Source organism: Pseudomonas alcaligenes, assembly GCF_041729615.1.
Taxonomy (GTDB): domain Bacteria; phylum Pseudomonadota; class Gammaproteobacteria; order Pseudomonadales; family Pseudomonadaceae; genus Aquipseudomonas; species Aquipseudomonas alcaligenes_B.
Genome location: NZ_CP154874.1, coordinates 1995042 through 2010941, shown reverse-complemented (window position 1 = coordinate 2010941; position 15900 = coordinate 1995042). Strand labels below are relative to the sequence as shown.

Here is a 15900-nt window from a genome sequence, read left to right as displayed (position 1 = left end):
GACGCAGGGCGTGACCGAAAGGTCACGTGCGTGACCCTTCGGTTGCGTGTCGGGCGCGGGCGCCGGGGCCCGCGCCGATCAGCGGTAGCTCAGGCCCGGCTCGGCCGTGCTGATGCGGGTTCCGGAAGTGCCCTGGACGATGGCCTCGATGTTGGCTAGCGAGCCGATCACCGCGACCTTGCCGGTATTGCGGGCAAACTCGCAGGCGGCCTGGACCTTGGGGCCCATGGAGCCGGCGGCGAAGCCGAGGCGCTCCAGTTCGTCCGGGTGGGCCTGGGCGATGGCCTTCTGGCTCGGCTTGCCCCAGTCGATGTAGGCCGCGTCGACGTCGGTGGCGATCACCAGCAGGTCGCTGTTGAGCTGCTCGGCCAGCAGCGCCGAGCACAGGTCCTTGTCGATCACCGCCTCGACGCCGCGCAGCTTCTTGCCATCGTACATGGTCGGGATACCGCCGCCGCCGGCGCAGATCACCACGCTGCCCTTCTCCAGCAGCCACTTGATCGGGCGGATCTCGAAGATGCGCTGCGGCCTTGGGCTGGCCACTACGCGGCGGAACTTGTCGCCGTCCGGGGCGATGCTCCAGCCCTTCTCCTTGGCCAGACGCTCGGCTTCCTCCTTGCTGTAGACCGGGCCGATCGGCTTGGTCGGCTTGCGGAAGGCCGGGTCGCCACTGTCCACCTCGACCTGGGTGAGGATGGTGGCGAAGGGCACCTCGAACGGCAGCAGGTTGCCCAGCTCCTGTTCGATCATGTAGCCGATCATGCCTTCGGTTTCGGCGCCGAGCACGTCCAGCGGGTAGGGGTTGGCCGCGTCGTAGGCCGCGCCCTGCAGGGCCAGCAGGCCGACCTGCGGACCGTTGCCGTGGGCGATCACCAGTTCGTTGCCCGGCGCCACCTTGGCGATCTGCTCGCAGGCGATCCGCACGTTCTCGCGCTGATTCTCCGCGGTCATGGCTTCGCCGCGGCGTAGCAGGGCGTTGCCGCCCAGGGCGATGACGAGTCGCATGGTGCTTCTCCTTGCTCAGTCGTGCGGGCCGCAAGCCGGCCCGCCTCGGCGGTTAGATGTCGGCCAGGGTCGAGACCAGGATCGCCTTGATGGTGTGCATGCGGTTTTCCGCCTGCTCGAAGGCGATGTTGTAGGGCGACTCGAACACGTCTTCGGTAACTTCGATGCCGTTCTTCAGGTTCGGGTACTGCTCGGCGATCTGCTTGCCGACCTTGGTCTCGCTGTTGTGGAAGGCCGGCAGGCAGTGCATGAACTTGGCCCGCGGGTTGCCGGTGGCCTTCATGATGTCCATGTTGACCTGGTAGGGCAGCAGCTCCTTGATGCGCTCGCCCCAGGCCTCGACCGGCTCGCCCATGGACACCCAGACGTCGGTGTGGACGAAGTCGACGCCCTTGACCGCGGCCTTGGCGTCCTCGGTGAGGGTGATGCGCGCGCCACTTTCTTCGGCGAACTTCTTGCACGCGGCTACGTGCTCGTCGCTCGGCCACAGGGCCTTGGGCGCGGCAATGCGCACGTCCATGCCGAGTTTGGCGCCGATCAGCAGCAGCGAGTTGCCCATGTTGTTGCGCGCGTCGCCCAGGTAGGCGTAGCTGATCTCGTGCAGCGGCTTGTCGCTGTGCTCGCGCATGGTCAGCACGTCGGCGAGCATCTGGGTCGGGTGGTATTCGTCGGTCAGGCCGTTGAACACCGGCACTCCGGCATAGCTGGCCAGCTCCTCGACAATTTCCTGCTTGAAGCCGCGGTACTCGATGGCGTCGTACATGCGCCCGAGCACGCGGGCGGTGTCCTTCATCGATTCCTTGTGGCCGATCTGCGAGGAGCCCGGATCGATGTAGGTGACGTTGGCGCCCTGGTCGTAGGCGGCCACCTCGAAGGCGCAGCGGGTACGGGTGGAAGTCTTCTCGAAGATCAGCGCGATGTTCTTGCGCTTGAGGTGCTGCTGCTCGGTGCCGGTGTACTTGGCGCGCTTGAGGTCGCGGGAGAGGTCGAGCAGGTAGCGCAGCTCGCGCGTGCTGTGGTGCATCAGGCTGAGCAGGTTACGGTTGTGCATGTTGAAAGCCATGATTCTTTCTCCTCGTGGGCAGCTGGAAACGGCGCCCGGCGGCGGATGGCCGCCGGGGCTGGCTTGATCAGTAGTCGATCGGGTCGCGGATGATCGGGCAGGTCATGCAGTGGCCGCCGCCGCGACCGCGGCCCAGCTCGCTGGCGCTGATGGTGATGACCTCGACGCCGGCCTTGCGCAGCAGGGTGTTGGTGTAGGTGTTGCGGTCGTAGCCGACTACCACGCCGGGCTCCAGGCAGACCACGTTGTTGCCGTCGTCCCATTGCTCGCGCTCGGCCTCGAAGCTGTCGCCGCCGGTTTCCACCACGCGCAGCTTCTTCAGGTTGAGTGAGGCGGCGACCACGTCGATGAACGACTTGTTCTCGCGGCGCACATCGATGCCGCCGGGGCGGCTCTCGTCCGGGCGGATCACGAAGGGCACGATGGAGTAGGCCACTTCCGGGAAGACGGTGACCAGGTCGCGGTCGCAGAAGCTGAACACGGTGTCCAGGTGCATGGCGGCACGCGACTTGCCGAGGCCGGCGACCACCACCTGCTGCGCCGCGCCCTTGGCGAACAGGGCCTGGGCCACCTGGCCGATGGCCTGGTGCGAGGTGCGCTCGCCCATGCCGATCAGTACGGTGCCGTTGCCGATCGGCATCACGTCGCCGCCCTCCAGGGTGGCGGCGCCATGGTCCTTGTCCGGGTCGCCGTACCAGATCTCGAACTGTTCGTTGGCAAAGTCCGGATGGAACTTGTATATGGCGCTGGTGAGCAGGGTTTCCTGGCGCCGCGCCGGCCAGTACATGGGGTTGAGGGTGACGCCGCCGTAGATCCAGCAGGTGGTGTCACGGGTGAACTGGGTGTTGGGTAGCGGCGGGAAGACGAAGCTGGACTCGCCGAGGTAGGCGTTGAACATCTTTGCCGCCTCGGAATCCTTGTGCTTGGCCAGGTCGGCACCGGACACGCCCCCGATCAGGTATTCGGCGATCCGGCGTGGCTCCAGGCCTTCGATGAAGGAGCGCACCTCGTGCTGCAGGCCGAGGCCGACGCTGTTCGGCGTGATCTTGCGGTCGAGGATCCACTTCAGGGCCTCGGGATTCCGCACGGTTTCCTCCAGCAGGTTGTGCATCTCCACCACCTCGACGCCGCGTTCGCGCATCTTGGTCATGAAGTCGAAGTGGTCGCGCTTGGCCTGCGACACCCAGATCACGTCGTCGAACAGCAGTTCGTCGCAGTTGTTCGGGGTCAGGCGCAGGTGCGCCAGGCCCGGCGAGCAGACCATCACCTTGTGCAGCTTGCCGGCTTCGGAATGAACGCCGAGGGCTTTCTTGGACATGTCGAACTCCTTCTCGCTAGAGACTCAGGAAACCGTCGTACAGCCCGTAGGCGGCGATGGCGGCACCGATCAGCACGACGCCGAAGATGATCTTCTCGACGCCGGTGAAGATGGGCTGGCCCAGCTCACGCTTGGCCTTGGCGAACAGGATGGCGCCGGGCGCATAGAGCAGGGCGGAGAGCAGCAGGTACTGGACGCCGGCGGCATACACCAGCCAAACCGCGTAGAGGGTCGAGACCAGGGCGATGAACAGGTCCTTGCTGCGCTCGCCCGCGGCGCTCTCGTAGGTCTCGCCGCGGTAGGCCAGCAGCAGCGCGTAGGCGCTGGACCAGAAGTAGGGCACCAGGATCATCGAGGTGGCCAGGTACAGCAGGCTGAGGTAGGTGGAGGCGTTGAACAGGGTGATGACCAGGAACAGCTGGATCAGCCCGTTGGACAGCCACAGCGCGTTGGCCGGAACGTGGTTGACGTTCTCCTTGCGCAGGAACTCCGGCATGGTGTGGTCGCGGGCGCTGGCGAAGAGGATCTCGGCGCACAGCAGGGTCCAGGACAGCAGGGCCCCGGCCAGCGAGACGATCAGGCCGATGGAAATCAGCTGGGCGCCCCAGGGGCCGACCACCTGTTCCAGCACCCCGGCCATCGAGGGGTTCTTCAGCCCCGACAGCTCGGCCTGGGCCATGATGCCCTGGCTCAGCACGTTGACCAGCACCAGCAGCAGGAGCACGCCGACGAAGCCGATCACCGTGGCCTTGCCCACGTCGCTGCGCTTCTCGGCGCGGGCGGAGAAGATGCTGGCGCCTTCGATGCCGATGAACACCCAGACGGTGACCAGCATCATGTTGCGCACCTGGTCCATCACGCTGCCCAGCTCGGTGTTGCCCGCGCCCCAGAAGTCGCTGGTGAACACGTCCAGCTTGAAGGCGATGGCGGCGATCACGATGAACAGCACCAGCGGTACCATCTTGGCGATGGTGGTGACGGTGTTGATGAAGGCGGCCTCCTTGATTCCGCGCAGCACCAAAAAGTGCAGCAGCCAGAGCAGTACCGAGGCGCAGATCACCGCCGGCAGGGTGTTGCCCTCGCCGAACACCGGGAAGAAGTAACCGAGGGTGGAGAACAGCAGCACCATGTAGCTGACGTTGCCGATCCAGGCGCTGATCCAGTAGCCCCAGGCCGAGGAGAAGCCCATGTAGTCGCCGAAACCGGCCTTGGCGTAGGCGTAGACCCCGCCGTCGAGCTCGGGCTTGCGGTTGGCCAGGGTCTGGAACACGAAGGCCAGGGTCAGCATGCCGACCCCGGTGATCAGCCAGCCGATCAGGGTCGCGCCGGCACCGGCACTGGCGGCAATGTTCTGTGGCAGCGAGAAGATGCCGCCGCCGACCATCGAACCCACCACCAGCGCGATCAGCGCCCCCAACTTGAGTTTCTGTGCAGAAGCGGACATCGGATACCTCCGTCAATGGAGAGAAATCATGTCGTCATTGGGCGCGCCGGCGCCGGTGCGGGTATTGATCCCGATCAAGGGCGATAGCTACCGGTCTGAATGGTGATGCTGAAAAGGCAATCAGGCGCGGTAGTTGCTGTGAGAACCTCCAGAACGGCGCCGTCGTCCTGCGCGTCGAAGGTTCCGGCGCGTGAACTTCAAGCTAGTGGAAGTTCTAGCGGCTGCAAGTTGCAGAAATAAGGCGGGGAAATTGGTGGCGGATTGCCTTTTATCAATTGGCAATTAACAGCCGATTTTCTTATTTCGAAAGCGGCTATAAGCGGACTTCATCCGGCCTGCTGCAGCGGCAACGCGTCGTCGAGCCGAGACATGTCGACCGCAGAGGCGCCGCGTGCGAATTGGTAACGAGCCTGCAGCGGCCGCGTGCAGGGCCTAGTCCTCGCCGCCGAACTCCAGGCCATGCTTGCGCAGCCTGTCGTGCAGGGTCTTGCGCGGCAGGCCGAGGGCCTCGGCCAGGCTGCGCAACGAGCCGTGCCCCTTGGCCATTTCGGCGGCGATCAGGGCCTTCTCGTAGGCCTCCACGCGCTCGCCCAGGCTCTCGCCGACCAGGTTGGCGGGCGTCTCGCTGCCCGGCAGGTCGAGGCCCAGCTCCAGGCCCATGGCGAAGCGTTCGGCGGCGTTCTGCAGCTCGCGCACATTGCCCGGCCAGGCGTGGCTCAGCAGCTGGGCGCGCTGCCCCGGTTGCAGCTGGCGCGCTGGCAGGCCGTGGCGCTGGGCGGCGGCCTCGGCGTGGTGCTGGAACAGCAGCAGGATGTCCTCGCCGCGCTCGCGCAGTGGCGGGATGCGCAGCGGCGCCACGTTCAGCCGGTAGTACAGGTCGGCGCGGAAGCGGCCCTGGTCGGCGGCCACCCGCAGGTCTTCCTTGGTCGCGGCGATCACGCGGATGTCCAGCGGGATCAGCTGGTTGCCGCCGAGGCGCTCGACCACCCGCTCCTGCAGCAGGCGCAGCAGCTTGACCTGCACGTCCGGGCTCATGCTCTCGATCTCGTCGAGGAACAGGGTGCCGCCGTTGGCGAACTCGAACTTGCCGATGCGCCGCTTGGCCGCGCCGGTGAAGGCGCCGGCCTCGTGGCCGAACAGCTCGCTCTCCACCACCGATTCGGCCAGGGCGCCGGCGTTGATCGCCACGAAGGGCCCTTTCTTGCGCGCCGACAGCTCGTGCAGGGCGCGCGCCACCACCTCCTTGCCGGCGCCGGTCTCGCCGAGGATCAGCACGTCGGTGTGGATCGCCGCCAGCGCGCCGACCTGCTCGCGCAGGCGCTGCATCGGCGCCGACTGGCCGAGCAGGCGGGCGCCCAGCTCGTTGCGGTCGGCCAGGGCCAGGCGCAGGCTGCGGTTGTCCAGCACCAGGCGGCGCAGCTCCAGGGCGCGGCGCACGCTGTCGAGTAGCGCCTCGCTGGCGAAGGGTTTCTCCAGGAAATCGTAGGCACCGGCGCGCATCGCCTGCACCGCCAGCGGCACGTCGCCGTGACCGGTGATCAGCAGCACCGGCAGCTCGGCGTCGCGCTCGTGCAGCTGCTGCAGCAGCTGCAGGCCGTCGATGCCGGGCATGCGGATGTCGCTGACCACCACACCCGGCCAGTCGGGCGCCAGGCGCTCGGCCAGGCCGCGGGCGTCGGCCAGGGCCTGCACGCGCAGGCCGGCGAGGTCGAGGGTCTGCGCCAGTGCCTGGCGCAGGTGCTCGTCGTCGTCGATCAGCAGGACCTGGGTGCGGGCGTCGATGGCCGTCATGAAAACTCCTCGGGCGGTTGCAGGTTGGCACCAGGGGTGCTGTTGCGCAGTCGCAGGGTGATCAGCGCGCCGCCGTCCGGGTGGTTGGCCAGCAGCAGCTCGCCGCCCAGGGCGCGCATCAGGGTCTCGCAGATGGCCAGGCCGAGGCCGAGGCCCTGGGTACGTGTCTTGGTGGTGAAGAACGGCTCGCGGGCATGTTGCAGCGCCTGTGCGGTGAAGCCCGGACCATTGTCGCGCAACTGTAGATCGACGCCCTCGGCGGTGACTTCGGCACTGATCCAGATACGTCTTGGCGGCGCCTTCTCGCTCAGGGCATCGAGGGCGTTGGCCAGCAGGTTGCCGAGCACCTGGCGCAGGCGCGTCTCGCCAGCCTGCACCCACAGGGTGGCGTCCGGCAGGTCGCGGACCAGTTCCACTTCCAGGGCGCGGCGGCGTTTGGCCAGCAGGGCCAGGGCGTCGTCGATGGCGGGCTGCAGGGCCACGCTTTCCGGGGCGTGGCGGTCGCGTCGGGCGAAGGCGCGCAGGTGGGCGATGATCGAGGCCATGCGTCCGGTCAGCTCGCTGATCTGCTTGAGATTGCCGCGGGCGTCGTCGAGACGCTGGTGGTCGAGCAGCACGTCGGCGTTGTCGGCATAGCTGCGGATCGCCGCCAGCGGCTGGTTGAGCTCGTGGCTGATGCTCGCGCTCATGGTGCCGAGGGCCGAGAGCTTGCCGGCCTGGACCAGCTCGTCCTGGGTGCGCACCAGTTCCTGCTGGGCCTGCTCGCGCTCCAGTACCTCGTCCTTCAGGCGGTTGTTCAGCGCCTCCAGCTCGCGGGTGCGTTCCAGCACGCGGATTTCCAGCTCGCGCTTGGCCCTGGCGTCCAGGGCGATGCGCTCGATGTAGTGGCGGCGGCGCTGCAGCAGCAGGCCGAGCAGGGCCAGCAGGGCCAGCAGGCTGGCGCCGCCGATTGCCAGCACGGTCTGCACCGGGCGTTCCACCTGGCTGCGCGGGGCGAGGATGCTCACCGTCCAGCCGGTCTCGGCCAGCTCGCGGCTCTGTGTCAGCCAGGCGTTGTCGTCCAGCTGCAGGGGCTGCGGCTGGCGGGTCGGGTAGGGCTGGTCGGCGGCGATCCGCGCCAGCTCCTCCATGCTCAGCGGGCGGCTGGCGCGGAAGCGCCACGCGGGGTTGGAGGTGAGGATCACCACGCCCTTGTCGTCGGTCACCAGCAGCTGTTCCGGGGTGCGTCCCCAGAGGCGCTCGGTGTAGTCGAGGTCGACCTTGAGCACCAGTACGCCGAGCTTGCGCGCGCCGTCGCGGATGCCGGCGGCGAAGTAGTAGCCGCGCTTGCCGGAGGTGGTGCCGAGGCCGAAGAAGCGCCCCAGGCGGCCCTCGCTCGCCGCCTGGTAATAGGGGCGGAAGGTGAAGTTGCGGCCGATGAAGCTGTCCGCCTGGTCGTGGTTGGAGGCGGCGCGGGTCAGGCCCTGGGCGTCCATCAGGTAGATCACGTCGGCGCCGGTCTGCTCGCGCACCCGCTTGAGCAGGGCGTTGGCCTTCGCCAGGGCCTGCGGATTATGCGGTTCGAGCAGCATGCCGCGCAGGTCTGGCAGGTCGCCGAGGATCGGCGGCAGCACCTCGTAGCGGCGCAGGGTGCCGAGCAGGTTGGCGACGTAGAGATCGAGGGTCTGGCGATTCTGCTCGATCAGCTCGTCGCGGTAGTAACGCTCGGCCAGCTGTTGCAGCGGCCATAGCAGGGGTGCCAGCAGCAGGGCCAGCAGGGCCAGGCTGCGCCAGCGGGGACGGTGAAGGTGGGCTTGGGTCATGCTGCAGGGCACCGGGAACTCGGGAGCATTATGCACTGCAGCAGCTGGCGCGGGGTCAGAGACCGTCCTTCTCCAGGTGGTCGAGATTGATCGGGTCGCCTGGCTTGATGCCCAGCTTGTCGCGGATGTCGGCGAACATCGCATCGTATTCCTGGTGCGCGCGCATGATCGGGCTGGCGTTGGCCGGCAGCCCATGCTTCACCACCTTCTTGGCGATCAGGGTGGCGAAGTTGAAGGCGGTGTCGCGGTGCATGTCGAACTCCTCGCTGAACTCGCGCCCGGCGATCTGCCCGCTGACCCGGAAGTGCATCATGGCGCCTTCGGCGGGGTCATGCCGGGCCTCGTAGAACACGTCGATGCTGAATTCCGGCGCGCCCGGGGCGCCATGGGTGTTGCTGCGGTGCAGATGGCCCGGCTCGAACATGCCTGTCTCCTCAAGGATTGGATTCATCTCATGTGCAACCCTAGTGACCTATGCTCAAAGCGCAAGCGTGCAAGAGCAGGGTTTGACCCCGGTCAATTGCCGGGCCCCATGCTGGGAAAAGCTGCCTTTCAGTTTCAGGGACATCAGGAGTGGGGGACGGGACGTGCTGGACTACATTGCGCTGGTAATACTGATTTTCGTCGGTGTCGTGCTGTTCTACGGGGTGATCGCCATTCACGACATCCCCTACGAGATCGCCGTGCATCGCAAGCATCCGCAGCAGGATGCCATCCATGTGGCGGGCTGGGTCAGCCTGTTCACCCTGCATGCGATCTGGCCCTTCCTATGGATCTGGGCGACCCTCTACCGCGAGGACCGCGGCTGGGGCTTCGGCGCCGGGGCGGCGCCGGCCGACCCTCGCCTCGACCAGCTGGCCCAGCAGCTGAGCGAACTGCAGGCGCGCCTGGATGCGCTGCAGGCTCCGCCGCCAGCGCCAGCGGAGCCCGTGGCCACCGTACCCGCCGAACCGACGCCGAAGCCGGAGGCCTGACATGGACCTGTTGCTGATCCTCACCTACACCGCCATCTGCGTCGCCATCTTCAAGATCTTCAAGATTCCGCTGAACAAGTGGACGGTGCCCACCGCCGTGCTCGGCGGGGTGGTCATCATCGGCACGCTGATCTTCCTGATGAACTACAACCACCCCTACTCCGAGGTGGCGCGCAGCTACTTCGTCAGCACGCCGATAGTGCCGGCGGTCAGCGGCCAGGTGATCGAGGTGCCGGTCAAGGGTCACCAGATGCTGGAGAAGGGTGATGTGCTGTTCCGCATCGACCCGACCCCCTTCGACAACCGGGTCAAGTCGCTCAAGGCCCAGCTGGTGTCGGCCAGGGCCGACCTGGCGCGGGCCAGCGAGCTGGCCCGGCGCAACGTCGGCAACCGGCGCGATGTGGATATCACCTCGGCCCGCGTGGCGGACCTGCAGGCGCAACTCAACATCGCCCAGTTCGAGCTGGACAACACGGTGGTGCGGGCGCCGTCGCGCGGCTATGTCTCCCAGGTATCGCTGCGCCCCGGCATCTATGCGGTGAAGATGCCGCTGCGCCCGGCGATGATCTTCATTCCCCAGGAGAGTTATACCTACGTAGCCTGGATGCGGCAGAACAGCCAGCTGCGCCTGAGCCTGGGCGACGAGGCGGAGATCGCCTTCGACGGCATCCCCGGCGAGGTGTTCCAGGCCAAGGTGACGATGGTCACGCCGGTGATCGCCGAGGGCCAGGTGCAACCCAGCGGCAACCTGGTCGGCTTCACCGGCTCGCCGCCACCCGGCCGGGTACCGGTGGTGCTGGAGGTGACCGACCCGGACTTCGCCGCCTACCGCGACCTGATGCCGGGCGGCGCCTACGGCCAGGCCGCGCTCTACTCGGAGCATTTCCACCATGTCGCCATCATGCGCAAGATCCTCCTGCGCATGGCCGCCTGGATGAACTACATCTTCCCCTTCCACTAGTTCTCGCGGGCAACTCAAGAGGCCTCCTGCGGGAGGCCTTTCTTATGGGGCCGCGGCGGCTGGTACCGGGGTGGCCCGGCTCCGGGCGTTGTCCATGGCCAGGTCTGGCGCGGGTTAGTCGTAGGCATAGCGCCCCCTGCTGGACACCCGTGCTCGGTTCCGCACCGCCGTACGCCCCGGTGCGGCTAACCCTCCCTGCGATTCTGGTTTTTCGCAGACAAAAAAAGAGGCCTCCCGCAGGAGGCCTCTTTCAAGCAAACCGCCGGGGCGGTTCGAACCGGATCAGACGCTGTAGTACAGGTCGTATTCCAGCGGGTGCACGAAGGTGCGCACCTTGATCTCTTCCTCGGACTTCAGCTCGATGTAGGCATCGATGAAGTCGTCGGAGAACACGCCGCCCTTGGTCAGGAAGGCGCGGCCCTTGTCCAGCTCTTCCAGGGCTTCTTTCAGGCTGCCGCAAACCTGCGGGATTTCCTTGGCCTCTTCCGGCGGCAGGTCATACAGGTTCTTGTCGGCGGCATCGCCCGGGTGGATCTTGTTCTGGATGCCGTCGAGGCCGGCCATCAGCAGCGCGGCGAAGCACAGGTACGGGTTGGCAGCCGGGTCCGGGAAGCGCGCCTCGATGCGGCGGGCTTTCGGGCTGGAAACGTACGGGATACGGATCGAGGCGGAACGGTTGCGGGCCGAGTAGGCCAGCATCACCGGGGCTTCGAAGCCCGGGACCAGACGCTTGTAGGAGTTGGTCGACGGGTTGGTGAAGCCGTTCAGGGCCTTGCCGTGCTTGATGATGCCGCCGATGAAGTACAGGGCGGTGTCGGACAGGCCAGCATAGCCTTCGCCAGCGAAGGTGTTCTTGCCATCTTTGGAGATGGACATGTGCACGTGCATGCCCGAGCCGTTGTCGCCGTACAGCGGCTTCGGCATGAAGGTCACGGTCTTGCCGTAGGCATCGGCGACGTTGTGCACGCAGTACTTCAGGGTCTGAACTTCGTCAGCCTTGGCGACCAGGGTGTTGAACTTCACGCCGATCTCGTTCTGGCCGGCGGTCGCCACTTCGTGGTGGTGGACTTCCACGACCAGGCCCATTTCTTCCAGGGCGTTGCACATGGCAGTACGGATTTCGTGGTCGTGGTCGACCGGCGGAACCGGGAAGTAGCCGCCCTTGACGCCCGGACGGTGGCCCTTGTTGCCGGACTCGATGTCGGCGTCGGTGTTCCAGGAAGCCTGCTCGGAGAAGATCTTGAACATCGAGCCGGAGATGTCGGACTTGAACTTCACTTCGTCGAAGATGAAGAACTCCGGCTCCGGGCCGACGAATACGGTGTCACCGATACCGGTGGACTTCAGGTATTCCTCGGCGCGCTTGGCGATGGCGCGCGGGTCGCGGTCGTAGCCCTGCATGGTGGACGGCTCGATCACGTCGCAGACCAGGATCAGGGTCGGCTCTTCGGTGAACGGGTCCAGCACGGCGGTGCTGTCGTCCGGCAGCAGGATCATGTCGGAGGCTTCGATGCCTTTCCAGCCGGCGATGGAGGAGCCGTCGAACATCTTGCCCGCTTCGAAGAACTCTTCGTCCAGAGCGTCGCGAGCCGGCATGGTCACGTGCTGTTGCTTGCCTTTGGTATCGGTGAAGCGCAGGTCAACCCACTTCACGTCGTGTTCTTTAATCAGTTGAAGCGACTTCGACATGGTGTCCTCCAGGTGGAAGGAAGCTGGCTGGGCCGGCCTCCGGAATAGGTGCAAAGCCGGGCGGGATAGTCCGCCAGACCAGGCTGCCTCACAAGGGAGCAAATTGCATGCCAGTGCCCCGGAATGGGCTGGAGCCCTGAAACCCAGGGGGTGCGCGGTCTGTGGCGATTTTTTGAGCAGTTTTATGCACCAAGATGGATCGCAATAAATACAAAGAGCACTATTTTGGTGCCTAATCGCCCGTGAAGTTGTTTTTGGTCAAAGCTTGAACAATTTCCGCTATAATCCGCGCCCCTGTTTTTCGGCATCCCGCCCGGCACCCGCTATTCCATGAAACTGATCGTCAAACCCTTCGCGGAAATCACCATCAAGAGCCGGCCGGTGCGCAAGCAGTTCATCCGCCAGCTGGCGAAGAACATCCGCACGGTGCTGCGTGACCTGGACCCCGAGCTGGAGGTGCAGGGCGAATGGGACAACCTCGACCTGATCAGCCGGGTGAGCGAGCGCAAGGTGCAGCTGGAGATGTTCGAGCGCCTGCGCTGCACGCCGGGCATTGCGCACTTCCTCGAAGTGCACGAATACCCCTATGTCGACTTCGACGACACCTTCGAGAAGTGCCGCGCGCATTTTGGTGCACAGATCGCCGGCAAGGTCTTCGCCGTGCGCTGCAAGCGTGCCGGCAATACCCATGATTTTTCCTCGGTGGACCTGGCGACCCACGTCGGCAGCCGTCTGCGCCGCGAGTGCGGAGCCGCCGGCATCGACCTGAAGAAGCCCGAGGTCGAGGCGCGCTTCGAGGTGCGTTACGACCGCCTGCTGATCATCCATGCCCAGCACCAGGGGCTCGGCGGCTACCCGCTGGGCTCGATCGAGCAGACCCTGGTGCTGATGAGCGGCGGCTTCGACTCCACGGTCGCCGCCTACCAGATGATGCGCCGCGGCCTGCTCACCCACTTCTGCTTCTTCAACCTCGGCGGTCGCGCCCACGAGCTGGGCGTGATGGAAGTGGCGCATCACCTGTGGCAGAAGTTCGGCAGCTCGCACCGCGTGCTGTTCATCAGCGTGCCGTTCGAGGAAGTGGTCGGCGAGATCCTGTCCAAGGTCGACAACAGCCAGATGGGCGTGGTGCTCAAGCGCATGATGCTGCGCGCCGCCAGCCGCATCGCCGAGGACCTGTACATCGATGCGCTGGTGACCGGCGAGGCGATCAGCCAGGTGTCCAGCCAGACCCTACCGAACCTCTCGGTGATCGATGCGGTCACCGATACCCTGGTGCTGCGCCCGCTGATCGCCGCGCACAAGCAGGACATCATCGATACCGCCGTGCGCATCGGCACCGCCGAGTTCGCCAAGAACATGCCCGAGTACTGCGGGGTGATCTCGGTCAACCCGACGACCAAGGCCAAGCCCTACCGCATCGAGCACGAGGAGGCGCAGTTCGACATGGCCATCCTCGAGCGTGCCCTGGAGCGCGCGCGCCGGGTCACGGTGGACCGGGTGATCGACGAGCTGGGCGAGGATCTGCAGGTCGAGGAAGTGGCCGAGGCGCTGGCCGGGCAGATCGTCCTCGACATCCGCCACCCGGATGCCGCCGAGGACGAGCCGCTGCAGCTCGAGGGTGTGGAGGTGCAGACCATGCCGTTCTACGCGCTGAACAACAAGTTCAAGGAACTGGATGAGAACCGCCAGTACCTGCTGTATTGCGACAAAGGCGTCATGAGCCGCCTGCATGCCCATCATCTGCTCAGCGAGGGGCATGCCAATGTTCGCGTCTATCGCCCGCATTAAAAGGGCCGGCCTGCTCGGTGGCAGCATCCGCCACCGCCCTCCCGACCAGCGTCGCGGTGCGTAATCCCGAGTTCACAACGGCCAGGCACACTGCCGGGCCACAGCTTTCAGAATCTTCAATCGAGACGACATCGTGATCGAAAAACTGCGCAACATCGCCATCATCGCCCACGTCGACCATGGCAAGACCACCCTGGTGGACAAGCTCCTCAAGCTCTCCGGCACCCTCGACCGCAAAGAAGCGGAGAACGAGCGCGTGATGGACTCCAACGACCAGGAAAAGGAACGCGGCATCACCATCCTGGCGAAGAACACCGCCATCAAGTGGAACGGCTACAACATCAACATCGTCGATACCCCCGGCCACGCCGACTTCGGCGGTGAGGTCGAGCGCGTGATGTCGATGGTCGACTCCGTGCTGCTGGTGGTCGACGCCCAGGACGGCCCCATGCCGCAGACCCGTTTCGTGACCCAGAAGGCTTTCAAGGCCGGCCTGCGTCCGATCGTCGTGGTCAACAAGATCGACCGTCCGGGCGCGCGTCCGGACTGGGTCATCGACCAGATCTTCGACCTGTTCGACAACCTCGGCGCCACCGACGAGCAGCTGGACTTCCCGATCGTCTACGCCAGCGCCCTGAACGGCATCGCCGGCCTCGACCACGAGAAGATGGACGACAACATGGATGCCCTGTTCCAGGCCATCGTCGACCACGTGCCGGCCCCGCAGGTCGACACCGAAGGCCCGTTCCAGATGCAGATCTCGCAGCTGGACTACAACAGCTTCCTCGGCGTGATCGGCATCGGCCGCATCGTGCGTGGCCGCATCAAGTCCAACACCCCGGTGGTGGCCATCAGCGACGACGGCACCAAGCGCAACGGCCGCGTGCTGAAGATCATGGGCCACCACGGCCTGCAGCGCGTGGAAGTGGCGGAAGCCGAGGCCGGCGACATCGTCTGCGTGTCCGGCATGGAAGAGCTGTTCATCTCCGACACCCTGTGCGACCCGGCCTGCGTCGAGGCCCGCCCGCCGCTGACCGTCGACCAGCCGACCGTGAGCATGACCTTCCAGGTCAACGACTCGCCGTTCGCCGGCAAGGAAGGCAAGTTCGTCACCAGCCGCAACATCAAGGACCGTCTGGAAAAGGAACTGCTGCACAACGTCGCGCTGCGCGTCGAGCCGGGCGATTCCGCCGAGAAGTTCAAGGTCTCCGGCCGTGGCGAGCTGCACCTGTCGGTACTGATCGAAACCATGCGCCGTGAAGGCTTCGAGCTGGCCGTGGGTCGCCCGGAAGTGGTGATCATCGAGAAGGACGGCGTCAAGCAGGAGCCCTACGAGAACGTCACCATCGACATCGAGGAGCAGCACCAGGGCCCGGTGATGGAGCAGATGGGCATGCGCAAGGGCGACATGACCAACATGATCCCCGACGGCAAGGGCCGTATCCGCCTGGAATACATCATCCCGGCGCGCGGCCTGATCGGCTTCCGTAACGCCTTCCTGACCATGACCTCGGGCACCGGCATCCTCACCTCGACCTTCGACCACTACGGTCCGGTCAAGGCCGGCGACGTCGCCCACCGCCAGAACGGCGTGCTGGTCTCCATGGCCACCGGCACCGCGCTGACCTACTCCCTGGAAACCCTGCAGGACCGCGGCAAGCTGTTCCTGTCCCCGGGCGACGAAGTCTACGAAGGCCAGCTGGCCGGCATCCACAGCCGCGACAACGACCTGGTGATCAACCCGACCAAGGCCAAGAAGCTCGACAACATGCGCGCTTCCGGCAAGGACGAGACCATCCAGCTGACCCCGGCGCTGAAGTTCACCCTGGAGCAGGCGCTGGAGTTCATCGACGAGGACGAACTGGTCGAGGTGACCCCGAAGTCCATCCGTCTGCGCAAGAAACTGCTCAACGAGAACGACCGCAAGCGCTACGAGCGCAGCAAGGTCTAACCCGGCGCAACTTCTGCGTTACGAGCAGAACCCCGCCAGAGTGATCTGGCGGGGTTTTTTATTGGCCGGATGTATGAGAAGACGGTGCCTCTTTTCCAGGCAGTCAAGCTTGGC

The 15900-nt window shown here is 65.7% G+C and carries 12 protein-coding genes; 4 read left to right on the top strand and 8 right to left on the bottom strand.

The window, feature by feature from the left end:
* Positions 1–78: 78 nt before the first annotated feature.
* The 7 genes from arcC to AAG092_RS09755 all read right to left on the bottom strand — a co-directional run bounded on the left by arcC (position 79) and on the right by AAG092_RS09755 (position 8847).
* Positions 79–1005, bottom strand: coding sequence for a carbamate kinase (gene arcC / locus AAG092_RS09785; RefSeq protein ID WP_373389518.1), 927 nt, complete (start codon positions 1003–1005; stop codon positions 79–81).
* Positions 1006–1057: 52 nt separating this feature from the next.
* A complete protein-coding gene (locus AAG092_RS09780; RefSeq protein ID WP_110680346.1) occupies positions 1058–2068 on the bottom strand; it encodes an ornithine carbamoyltransferase in 1011 nt (336 codons plus the stop codon).
* A gap of 67 nt (positions 2069–2135) precedes the next feature.
* Positions 2136–3386, bottom strand: coding sequence for an arginine deiminase (arcA, locus tag AAG092_RS09775; RefSeq protein ID WP_110680345.1), 1251 nt, complete (start codon positions 3384–3386; stop codon positions 2136–2138).
* Positions 3387–3402: 16 nt separating this feature from the next.
* The gene (gene arcD, locus AAG092_RS09770; RefSeq protein ID WP_373389517.1) at positions 3403–4830 is read right to left on the bottom strand and encodes an arginine-ornithine antiporter; all 1428 of its coding nucleotides are present in this window, start codon (positions 4828–4830) and stop codon (positions 3403–3405) included.
* A gap of 432 nt (positions 4831–5262) precedes the next feature.
* Positions 5263–6621 carry a sigma-54-dependent transcriptional regulator gene (locus AAG092_RS09765; protein WP_373389516.1) on the bottom strand — a complete coding sequence of 453 codons (1359 nt, stop codon included), beginning with the start codon at positions 6619–6621 and terminating at the stop codon, positions 5263–5265.
* On the bottom strand, positions 6618–8423 hold the full coding sequence (locus tag AAG092_RS09760; protein ID WP_373389515.1) for an ATP-binding protein: 1806 nt from the start codon (positions 8421–8423) through the stop codon (positions 6618–6620). Before AAG092_RS09760 ends, AAG092_RS09765 begins: the two co-directional genes overlap by 4 nt.
* A gap of 55 nt (positions 8424–8478) precedes the next feature.
* Positions 8479–8847 (bottom strand): DUF5064 family protein, encoded by a 369-nt coding sequence (locus AAG092_RS09755; protein WP_373389514.1) that lies wholly within the window; start codon positions 8845–8847, stop codon positions 8479–8481.
* Positions 8848–9010: 163 nt separating this feature from the next.
* On the opposite strand from AAG092_RS09755, the gene AAG092_RS09750 reads away from it, so the two are divergent.
* Positions 9011–9397, top strand: coding sequence for a DUF3302 domain-containing protein (locus tag AAG092_RS09750; RefSeq protein ID WP_373389513.1), 387 nt, complete (start codon positions 9011–9013; stop codon positions 9395–9397).
* Position 9398: 1 nt separating this feature from the next.
* Complete coding sequence (locus AAG092_RS09745; protein ID WP_373389512.1) at positions 9399–10358, top strand: HlyD family secretion protein; 960 nt, start codon at positions 9399–9401, stop codon at positions 10356–10358.
* A gap of 282 nt (positions 10359–10640) precedes the next feature.
* Here the strand turns inward: AAG092_RS09745 and glnA are convergent, their stop codons facing one another.
* Positions 10641–12047 (bottom strand): glutamate--ammonia ligase, encoded by a 1407-nt coding sequence (gene glnA, locus AAG092_RS09740; RefSeq protein WP_110680338.1) that lies wholly within the window; start codon positions 12045–12047, stop codon positions 10641–10643.
* 330 nt (positions 12048–12377) lie between these two features.
* Here glnA and thiI point away from each other — a divergent pair, with 330 nt between their 5' ends.
* Entirely contained in the window at positions 12378–13835 is a 1458-nt protein-coding gene (gene thiI / locus AAG092_RS09735) for a tRNA uracil 4-sulfurtransferase ThiI (RefSeq protein WP_373389511.1), read from the top strand.
* A 133-nt stretch (positions 13836–13968) separates the two neighbouring features.
* Positions 13969–15786: a translational GTPase TypA gene (gene typA, locus AAG092_RS09730; protein ID WP_110680336.1), complete on the top strand. Its 1818-nt coding sequence runs from the start codon at positions 13969–13971 to the stop codon at positions 15784–15786.
* Positions 15787–15900 lie beyond the last annotated feature (114 nt).

What these genes read in the sequence shown, in the direction of transcription:
- AAG092_RS09760 (WP_373389515.1), bottom strand. Translation starts at nt 8,423, where the DNA reads ATGACCCAAGCCCACCTTCACCGTCCCCGCTGGCGCAGCCTGGCCCTG.
- thiI (WP_373389511.1), top strand. Translation starts at nt 12,378, where the DNA reads ATGAAACTGATCGTCAAACCCTTCGCGGAAATCACCATCAAGAGCCGG.
- arcC (WP_373389518.1), bottom strand. Translation starts at nt 1,005, where the DNA reads ATGCGACTCGTCATCGCCCTGGGCGGCAACGCCCTGCTACGCCGCGGC.
- AAG092_RS09765 (WP_373389516.1), bottom strand. Translation starts at nt 6,621, where the DNA reads ATGACGGCCATCGACGCCCGCACCCAGGTCCTGCTGATCGACGACGAC.
- AAG092_RS09755 (WP_373389514.1), bottom strand. Translation starts at nt 8,847, where the DNA reads ATGTTCGAGCCGGGCCATCTGCACCGCAGCAACACCCATGGCGCCCCG.
- AAG092_RS09745 (WP_373389512.1), top strand. Translation starts at nt 9,399, where the DNA reads ATGGACCTGTTGCTGATCCTCACCTACACCGCCATCTGCGTCGCCATC.
- glnA (WP_110680338.1), bottom strand. Translation starts at nt 12,047, where the DNA reads ATGTCGAAGTCGCTTCAACTGATTAAAGAACACGACGTGAAGTGGGTT.
- arcD (WP_373389517.1), bottom strand. Translation starts at nt 4,830, where the DNA reads ATGTCCGCTTCTGCACAGAAACTCAAGTTGGGGGCGCTGATCGCGCTG.
- arcA (WP_110680345.1), bottom strand. Translation starts at nt 3,386, where the DNA reads ATGTCCAAGAAAGCCCTCGGCGTTCATTCCGAAGCCGGCAAGCTGCAC.
- AAG092_RS09780 (WP_110680346.1), bottom strand. Translation starts at nt 2,068, where the DNA reads ATGGCTTTCAACATGCACAACCGTAACCTGCTCAGCCTGATGCACCAC.